7 protein-coding genes are annotated in these 8,515 nt (G+C 41.5%); 2 read left to right on the top strand and 5 right to left on the bottom strand.

The window, feature by feature from the left end:
* The 4 genes from AVJ20_RS11550 to rluD all read right to left on the bottom strand — a co-directional run.
* On the bottom strand, positions 1-1,283 hold a 1,283-nt coding region (locus AVJ20_RS11550; RefSeq protein WP_213066190.1), incomplete at its 3' end, for a hypothetical protein.
* Positions 1,284-1,512: 229 nt separating this feature from the next.
* Positions 1,513-2,064 carry a flavodoxin family protein gene (locus tag AVJ20_RS11545; protein ID WP_078192171.1) on the bottom strand — a complete coding sequence of 184 codons (552 nt, stop codon included), beginning with the start codon at positions 2,062-2,064 and terminating at the stop codon, positions 1,513-1,515.
* A gap of 40 nt (positions 2,065-2,104) precedes the next feature.
* Positions 2,105-2,845: a peptidoglycan editing factor PgeF gene (gene pgeF / locus AVJ20_RS11540; RefSeq protein ID WP_111885312.1), complete on the bottom strand. Its 741-nt coding sequence runs from the start codon at positions 2,843-2,845 to the stop codon at positions 2,105-2,107.
* Positions 2,846-2,889: 44 nt separating this feature from the next.
* Complete coding sequence (rluD, locus tag AVJ20_RS11535) at positions 2,890-3,942, bottom strand: 23S rRNA pseudouridine(1911/1915/1917) synthase RluD (RefSeq protein WP_078191355.1); 1,053 nt, start codon at positions 3,940-3,942, stop codon at positions 2,890-2,892.
* A gap of 71 nt (positions 3,943-4,013) precedes the next feature.
* Here rluD and AVJ20_RS11530 point away from each other — a divergent pair, with 71 nt between their 5' ends.
* Positions 4,014-5,051, top strand: coding sequence for an outer membrane protein assembly factor BamD (locus AVJ20_RS11530; protein WP_111885311.1), 1,038 nt, complete (start codon positions 4,014-4,016; stop codon positions 5,049-5,051).
* A gap of 168 nt (positions 5,052-5,219) precedes the next feature.
* The gene (locus AVJ20_RS11525; RefSeq protein WP_078192175.1) at positions 5,220-7,148 is read left to right on the top strand and encodes a DNA primase; all 1,929 of its coding nucleotides are present in this window, start codon (positions 5,220-5,222) and stop codon (positions 7,146-7,148) included.
* A 55-nt stretch (positions 7,149-7,203) separates the two neighbouring features.
* Here the strand turns inward: AVJ20_RS11525 and hemA are convergent, their stop codons facing one another.
* The gene (gene hemA, locus AVJ20_RS11520) at positions 7,204-8,487 is read right to left on the bottom strand and encodes a glutamyl-tRNA reductase (protein ID WP_111885310.1); all 1,284 of its coding nucleotides are present in this window, start codon (positions 8,485-8,487) and stop codon (positions 7,204-7,206) included.
* Positions 8,488-8,515: the final 28 nt, after the last annotated feature.

The following is an 8,515-nucleotide window of genomic DNA, read 5'->3' as shown; positions in this document are numbered from 1 at the left end:
AAAGTTAAATTGGCCGCACCTGCATTACTGAGGTTAATTGAACCGACATTTTTATAAATCGGTAAACCAAATGCTGCACCGACAGCAGAACCTAAAGGAATATAAATCGGTTCATTGGTTAAAATTTGCGATACTTTTTGTGCAACTTGTGGCAAGACGCCTGAGATATCCACTTCAGATGTTGGATTTAATTTGCCAATATTGATCGGGTCTTTAAATGACATCCACCAACCTGTACGTGCAATATCATCGGCATTGGCATCTGGCCAACTAATATCTTGAGATTGAAGCGATAAATAACCTGCTGTGCCATTTAGTGGAATGTTATGAATCATATTCAAGGCTTGCTCAAAGGTAATATTCATTTTCAAACCATCAATTGATGAGCCAGAATCCATAAAGAACTGCGCCCCTTCTACCCATAACAAATTACGGTCAAGTTTGACCTGTAAACTACCACTATCACGGTTGAGTTGAATCGATGGCACTGTCGCACTGATATTTTTGGCAACGGCTTGAGTTTGTCGTTTTCCGTTGATAGTAATTTCAGGGACGGTAAACGGCACATTCATTGAAGGAATTTTTAAACCCTTACTATTTTCGGGTTGGCTAACAAAGCTACGATCATTGTTCCAAATCGTATTAATCACCAAGTTACCGGATAAAGTCTCACTGCTGCTATCCCCAAAGATCGCTGCTTGGGTCTTTGCTGTCCCTGTAGTCGGTGCAATTTTCATATAACCGCTTAGTGACTTAATCCCGTCTGTCGGCGCACCCGTGTTTTGAATACCTGTGGTCAATAAACCTGTAATTGATTCAGCACTGACACGGAAGCCTTTAACTTCGCGTAAAGCGGCTTGTTTTGGGTTTTTAATTGCAAATTCAATAAACGGATTTTTCAGTTCGGCACTTGTTAACGCTCGATCACCATTAAAGACTGGATTACCGTTGGCATCCGTTGACGTTGCATTACCACTCAACGCTAGATGACGAATATCAATATCACAGCCATTTGACCCATTTACCCCACCACAGCCGAGTTGCAAACTTTTGACATTGACATTTAGATCCATGACGGCATCTAAACTGAGTTTGTAGAAACCAATATTTTCATCGACCATTTGTTGGTTGACCAAAATAGGATCGGTATAGGACATATTCATCAATGCAGCACCATTGATGGCAGACAATTCTTCATCGGCTAATCCCACCAATCCTTCTGCTGCAAAAACAACGTCAGAAACACATAAGGTCAATGCCATTGCGACTATTGTTTTTTTCACGATTATTTAATCCTTTTTAATATTCGTCACTCATCCCGAGTGAAATTTATGAGAAGATTAAATCAATAGCGTTGGCGTAAATGAATGGCAATTTGTGACACACATCACAACTCAATTATACAAAATGCCAATTTTCACGAATTTTAGGCCAATAAAAACCCCCGTAACATTTCCATCACTAGGGTTTTCAAAGATTTATAAATGATAGTTCAAACGATTTATTTACAAATTAATTAACTTTATTTAACAACAACCCCAGATATTCACCAAACCAAATAGCGGTTTCTAAATCACCCGCAGGTGGCGTGACTTCAACAGGTGCATTATCCGATTGTGTCATTAAACCCAAAAAGCTCGACATCCGATTTAAATCTGTTGTGCTTCGTCCAGTTGGCATCAATGGAAGACCGCTCCACAACATGCCGTGCTGCATGGCGAATAAATTGATTTGCTGCAATACTGCCAATTTATCTCCACTTAAGCCGCCACCATTGGTAAAACCAGCGGCTAACTTGCCTTGCCATGTCCGTGCTAACCAGCGTTTAGATGATTGCTCCATGAATAATTTCATTGCCGCACTCATACTGCCCATATAGGTTGGGCATCCAAAAACGATGGCATCTGCACTGTCCAATTCATCCCAATCCACATGCTCTACATTCATGAGATGGACTTTTACACCGGCTTTTTCTGCACCTTGTACAATGAAATTCGCCACTTTGGCAGTGTGCCCATAGGGACTGTGGTAAACAACAGCAAGAGATTTAGCAGTCAAAGACATAACATTTAAAAGTCGATAGATTCAGTCAAGTTTAGCATTTTCAAAGCATAAAGACGAATGTTGCCATACGTCCTGTTTTCGCTTCGCGGCGATAAGAAAAATATTCTTCAGCTTGCAAAAAGGTACATTGGTCGCCACCTGTTACGGCTTTAACCCCATGTAATGCAAGAATATAACGCGCTATCGCATAAAGATCAGCATAATATTTGCCTTCCTTTACACCAGCTTTAAATGCACTTTCAAGTTCTGGATATTTGGAACAAAAGGCAGCTTTGACTTCTGCACCAATTTCAAAACTCTCTTGGCAAATGGCTGCCCCCAACCAAGCCCATGTTGGCTGAGTGTGCATGGCTGCAATGGTGTTTTCCACAATACCATTAGCCAAGCCCTTCCAACCTGCATGCAGATTGGCAACTTCTGTCCCGTCAGCATTACCCAAAACCACGGGTAAGCAGTCTGCGGTCATCATCATCAGGGCATGATGTTTAGACTGCGTGACCATACCATCGCCTTCGGGTGCAACAAAGTTGATCTGTTCATCAATGCGATGGCATAGCGTACTGTGCGTTTGGTTCATCCAGCTGATTTTATTCACGCCATATTTAGCAAAGTCTTTGAGCAATTGCATCCGGTGCTTTTGCACACGCGCTGCATCATCTCCCACATGCAATGCCAGATTGAATCCTGCCAGTTCGGGTTGTTCAGCAGGTTGCATCTGATCATGATGAACTCGAGTTTGTCCCACAAAAACACCCTGTGGAAGTCCCTGAACAAATTGCATGTTGCCGTCCTTTTCTATCTATGGCGTTTAAATCAGTTTAAAACTTAATAAGCTTTGTTTTCGCTACGTAAAACTTCAACCAATTGATTAAAGTCTTCAGGCCATGGTGCTTCAAACATCATGTCTTCTCCTGTACGTGGATGAACGAGACCCAATTTAACCGCGTGTAACGCTTGACGTTTAAAGCCACGTAAAGTGTCATCTAATAACATCGACGCGCCTGCAGGCATACGTACACGTGGTACATACACTTGATCGCCCACAAGACCATGACCGATATAAGTGAAATGCACACGAATTTGATGAGTACGACCCGTTTCTAAACGTGCTTGAACGCGGGTAAAGTTTTGGAAACGTTCTTTCACATTGTAGTGAGTCACCGCATCTTTACCGCCCGGCAAGACTGCCATTTTGATGCGATCGACAGGATGACGTTTAATTGGTTCATCGACTGTACCGCCAGCAATAATGTTGCCATATACGATCAAATCGTAAATACGGTAAACCGATTTCTTAGCCAATTGCTTACTTAAAGAAAATTGGGATTCGAGGTTTTTCGCAACAACCAACAAACCTGAGGTGTCTTTATCAATACGATGCACCAAACCTGCACGGGTCAACTCTGAAGATTTTGGGTAATGGTGCAAAATTGCATTCACCAATGTGCCTGTACTGTTTCCAGCGCCCGGATGTACAACCATACCGACAGGTTTATTAATCACCATAATATCGTCATCTTCATAGACAATATTAAGTGGAATATCTTCAGGTAAGCTACGGGTTTGTGCTTCTAACTCGACGTCTAAAGTCAATAACTCTGTGCCTTCGCATTTGTACTTTGGTTTCACAGTGTTACCATTGACCAACAAATGGCCCTCTTTGAGCCACTGTTTTAGCTTTTCACGAGAAAAATCAGTCCAAACCAGTGCTGAAACCTGATCAATACGTTGTCCTAAATAGCTTTCATCCAATTGAAATTGCAACGATAAACGTGTTGCAGTTGAGTCTGAAGTATGGTTATCTGCATCCTCAGAATCTTCAAGTAAATTGAAATCAGTTTCAGGGAAATTAGAATTGGAAGATTGTGCTTGACTCATTTGCTCATTCAGACAAAAGTGGTTTAATAGTTCAATTGTAGCTCATTGCCCGTATTAACAGAGGAATTTTTATGTCGCTACCAAAATATAAAATGACAATGCTTGCTCTAACAATAGGCATTGCATCGGCAATGGTAGGCTGTAGCAGTAATCCAAAGAAAGAAGTGGTCGACACAGGTCCACAATCAAGCGAACAGATTTATATCGAAAAAGCACAAAAAGCGCTTGAACGTAACCAATATACAGATGCAGCAAAACACCTTGAAGCTCTAGAGACCTACTACCCTACAGGTAACTATGCGCAGCAAGCACAACTTGAACTATTGTATGTAAAGTTTCAGCAAAAAGACTATGAAGGTGCGATTGCACTTGCAGACCGTTTTATTCGTATGAACCCACAACATCCGCAAGTTGATTATGCGTACTACGTGCGTGGTGTTTCAAACATGGAGCAAAACTACAACGGTTTGCTTCGCTATACTTCTTTAAAGCAATCGCATCGTGATGTGAGCTATCTCAAAGTGGCTTATCAAAACTTTGTCGATTTTATCCGTCGCTATCCATCGAGCGAATATGCAGTCGATGCCGCACAACGTATGAAGTTCATCAGTCAAGAATTGGCTGAAAGCGAAATGAATGCGGCACGTTTTAATGTGAAGCGTAAAGCATGGTTAGCTGCTGTTGAACGTTCACTTTGGGTGATCGAACATTATCCTCAAGCACCACAAGTTCCAGAAGCTCTAGCGACGGTTGCCTATGGTTATGACAAACTTGGTGATAAAACCACGTCTCAGCAATACATCGAAGTGCTTAAGCTAAACTATCCAAAACTTGTGAAGTCAGACGGTACAGTCAATATGCGTGCTGCACGTAGTGAAGGCAGCTTCCTTAACCGTGCAACTTTGGGTATTTTCGGTAAAGAAGCACAGACGATGTCTGAGCAAACCTCTACAGACGCGGTTGAAACTGATGAAGAAAAACGTAGTTTAACTAATCGTTTAAGCTTTGGCTTATTGGATCGTCCTCATAGCGAAAAAAAACTGAGTCGTCAGAATCAGCTGAATAATATAGTCGCAACGAAGGTCGATTTTTCACAAAGGGCAAGTTAGAATACTTGCCCTTTTATCTTTTCAGGATCTACAGATTCGGTTAGATTAAAAGGTATACAATAGTTCGATGGACGATGCTGTACTGCATCCCCACTGAACTTACAGCATTGCTGATTTCAACATATTTCACGAACTGCCCAAATTCAATAGATAGACAGATAAAACAGCATGGCCATTCCTCAACATACAATTGATCAAATTTTAGATCGCACCGATATTGTCGATGTGATTGGTCAATTTGTGAAATTGAAAAAGACTGGACGCACCTACTCAGGATGCTGCCCATTCCATCAGGAAAAATCGCCATCTTTCCATGTCTATCGTGATAAACAATATTTTCACTGCTTTGGTTGTCAGGCCAATGGTAATGCCATCCGTTTTTTAATGGATATTGGTAGCCGTAACTTCATCGAAGTAATGAAGGATTTATCTAGCCAAACGGGTATTGAACTACCGAAAGACAATAACGATTCCAATAAACTCAAATATAAACGCGAATCTAAACCCAAACCTGTACAAAAACCTCCAATCGAAGCAAAAGCTCTGCCGCCCAAAACAGGCGAAACCGACACAAATCCTGCTGCAGTAAATTTCGAACACGACCCATTTGCTGAGTTTCAAAATAACGAAGATGCGTTTTATGGGAACGATCCCTTTGCTCACTTTGACCAAGTTACCAATGGTTTTGAAGATGTGCCGCAAGACGGAAACTTATATGACTTGCTGGAAAATGTCGCACAGTTTTATGAGCAACAACTACCACTCAGTCCAATCGGGCAAGCTTATTTTAAACAACGGGGTCTCAGTGCAGACACCATCGCCTATTGGCGTTTAGGCTATGCCCCCGAAGATTGGCAACATCTGGAAAAAGCCTTTCCACAAGATATCGAAGGACTCAAACTCCTCGGTTTGATTCGCACCAGTGATAGTGGTCGTGACTTTGACTTACTGCGTGAGCGGGTGATTTTCCCGATTCGAGATGCGAAAGGTCGTGTGGTCGGTTTTGGTGGTCGTGCCCTAAATGATGAAATCAAACCGAAGTACATCAACTCCCCAGACTCTGAAGTTTTCCATAAAAACCAGTTACTTTATGGTTTATATGAAGGCCGTAAACAAAAAGCCCAAGATTGGTTAATGGTCGAAGGTTATATGGATGTTATTGCCCTACAGCAATATGGCATTCATGGCGCTGTAGCGACTTTAGGGACTGCCAGTAATACTGAACATTTAAACATTTTATTTAAGCAAAATAGCCGCATTACCATTGCATTTGATGGTGATGCCGCAGGTCAAAAAGCAGCTCGTCGTACGCTCGAAATTGCCCTTCCATTACTGAATGATGGACGTGAACTTAAATTCTTTGTATTGCCGAATGACCATGACCCAGATTCATTGATCCGTCGTGAAGGTATTGAAAATTTTCGACGGTTACTGCACACCTCACCGCTTCTTTCTGAATTTGTTTTTGCACATTTAACGCAAAATCATAATGTCAGTTCACCTGAGGGTAAAAGTCAGGTGATGGGTGAACTCAGACAGCTCACTGAACTGTTGCCGAAAGGTGGTTCATATCGTTATTTGCTACAACAATATTTCCGTGAAAAATTAGGGTTCAGCCGAAAGTGGCAGCCTCAAGTCAATAATGATGCATCATTGAGCTTTAGTACAAAAATTGATGCTGAAGAATATGTGATTGCGATTTTGATCAATCATCCTTATCTTTACATTCACTTTGAGCCTTTACGTGCCTTAGTGTCACAAGATCTCTTGCTTTATCACGTTTTAAATATTTTCAATGTGATTTTTGATGAATTACCTGATGACCCAGAGTTATCGACCTATTATGTACTCGGTGCATGTGCAGCACATCATCATGAATTACAACATATTTTAGAGCATGCCAATATCAGTGACTATACGTCATCACCTGAACAAGCAGATAAACTTGCGGCAGATTTATCGACAAAATTGCAATATCAATTCTTACAACTCAAGATCAAGTCGAATAAGTTTTCAAGCCTTGCAGAAATGCGTAATTTAAAACAACGTATTTATGATATTGATAAAAAAAGATCGCTCACACTCCTTGAAGATTAAGTTTTAACTTCAAGTTCAAGCTGTGAACAATATACTATTCAATGAATCAGCTTATTTATTTCTTTGGTTTACGGCGATTTTCAGCCACATTAACTAAATCTTGTTCTAACATTTCAAAATAAGCAGGGTCTTCCGCCATCGCTGCATTACGCAGCACGATAGAGGTCGGATGCAATAGTTTTTGGGTTAAACGATGCGACATTTCTTGCATAATCTTCGCAGCATCTTCGCCCTTTTGTAGACGATTCAGCGCCAAAGCCAGTTCTTCTTGACGCAATGACTCACCATGTTCACGGTATGCATGAATCGTCGAGCCAGCCAAATTCACTTTTTGCTGTGTGATTAAATCTGTCGCAAGCTGATTGACCATCACTTCGGCTTCAACTGCCGCCTGACGACGCTGAGCCAAGTTTTCTTCTATGACTGTTTGCAGATCATCTACACCATATAAATAAACGCCATCTAAACTTTCGACTTTGGCTTCAATATCACGGGGTACCGCCAAATCGACCAACAACATTTGTTTATAACGGCGTTTTTTCAATGCTGCTTTGACATCCGTAAAATAAATCACTTGATGCAAGCTTCCGGTACAACTTGAAATTACATCTGCACGATGTAAATTGTCTGCCAAATCTGCAAAATCAATAATTTCGACTTCTACACGATGAGCAATCTCTTGGGATAAAGCTTCGGCACGGGTACGTGTACGGTTACAGATAATAATTCTGCCCACACCCATTTCGGCCAAATGCTTTGCAACCAAGCTATTCATTTCACCAGCAGCAACAATCATGACCGTCAATTTTTCAGGCTGACTAAAAACCTGTAAAGCTAGCTGAGCAACGGCATAGCCCATCGACACCGCATGACTTCCTACGGCTGTTTCAGAACGCACTCGTTTTGCCGCATAAAAGGCATATTCAAAAATACGGTTTAAATTTGGGGAGACAGTTTCGGCATCTTTGGCTAAGGACAAAGCCGTTTTAACTTGACCTAAGATTTGAGGCTCACCAAGCATGAGCGAATCCAAGCCGCTAGCCACACGCATGAGGTGTGTCACCGCCTGTGCATTTTCATAACGATACACATGATTTGACAATTGCTTTACATCAATACCATTTGATTGGGCAAGCCAATTCAATACCATGTCTGCATTTTCAGACATCGCATAGACTTCAGTACGATTACATGTAGATACCACCACCATGTCATTGAGTTCAGGTGCATGGCTTTGCTGTTCAAGCAGCGCTGTTAACTTTTCAGGGTTAAATGCAATCTGTTCGCGCAGTTCTACAGAGGCGGTTTGATGGTTGACACCCAATGCAAAGAAAGACATATCAGATCATCATTTCGCTAAATTTATG

It is taken from the genome of Acinetobacter sp. CFCC 11171 (genome assembly GCF_003268405.1).
GTDB lineage: Bacteria > Pseudomonadota > Gammaproteobacteria > Pseudomonadales > Moraxellaceae > Acinetobacter > Acinetobacter amyesii.
Note: the sequence above shows the minus strand (reverse complement) of the source record. Positions and strands in the feature narration are given on the sequence as shown.

Bases quoted from the DNA above. Each gene is read 5' to 3' on its own strand.
- hemA (WP_111885310.1), bottom strand. From the start codon at position 8,487: ATGTCTTTCTTTGCATTGGGTGTCAACCATCAAACCGCCTCTGTAGAA.
- rluD (WP_078191355.1), bottom strand. From the start codon at position 3,942: ATGAGTCAAGCACAATCTTCCAATTCTAATTTCCCTGAAACTGATTTC.
- AVJ20_RS11525 (WP_078192175.1), top strand. From the start codon at position 5,220: ATGGCCATTCCTCAACATACAATTGATCAAATTTTAGATCGCACCGAT.
- pgeF (WP_111885312.1), bottom strand. From the start codon at position 2,845: ATGCAATTTGTTCAGGGACTTCCACAGGGTGTTTTTGTGGGACAAACT.
- AVJ20_RS11530 (WP_111885311.1), top strand. From the start codon at position 4,014: ATGTCGCTACCAAAATATAAAATGACAATGCTTGCTCTAACAATAGGC.
- AVJ20_RS11545 (WP_078192171.1), bottom strand. From the start codon at position 2,064: ATGTCTTTGACTGCTAAATCTCTTGCTGTTGTTTACCACAGTCCCTAT.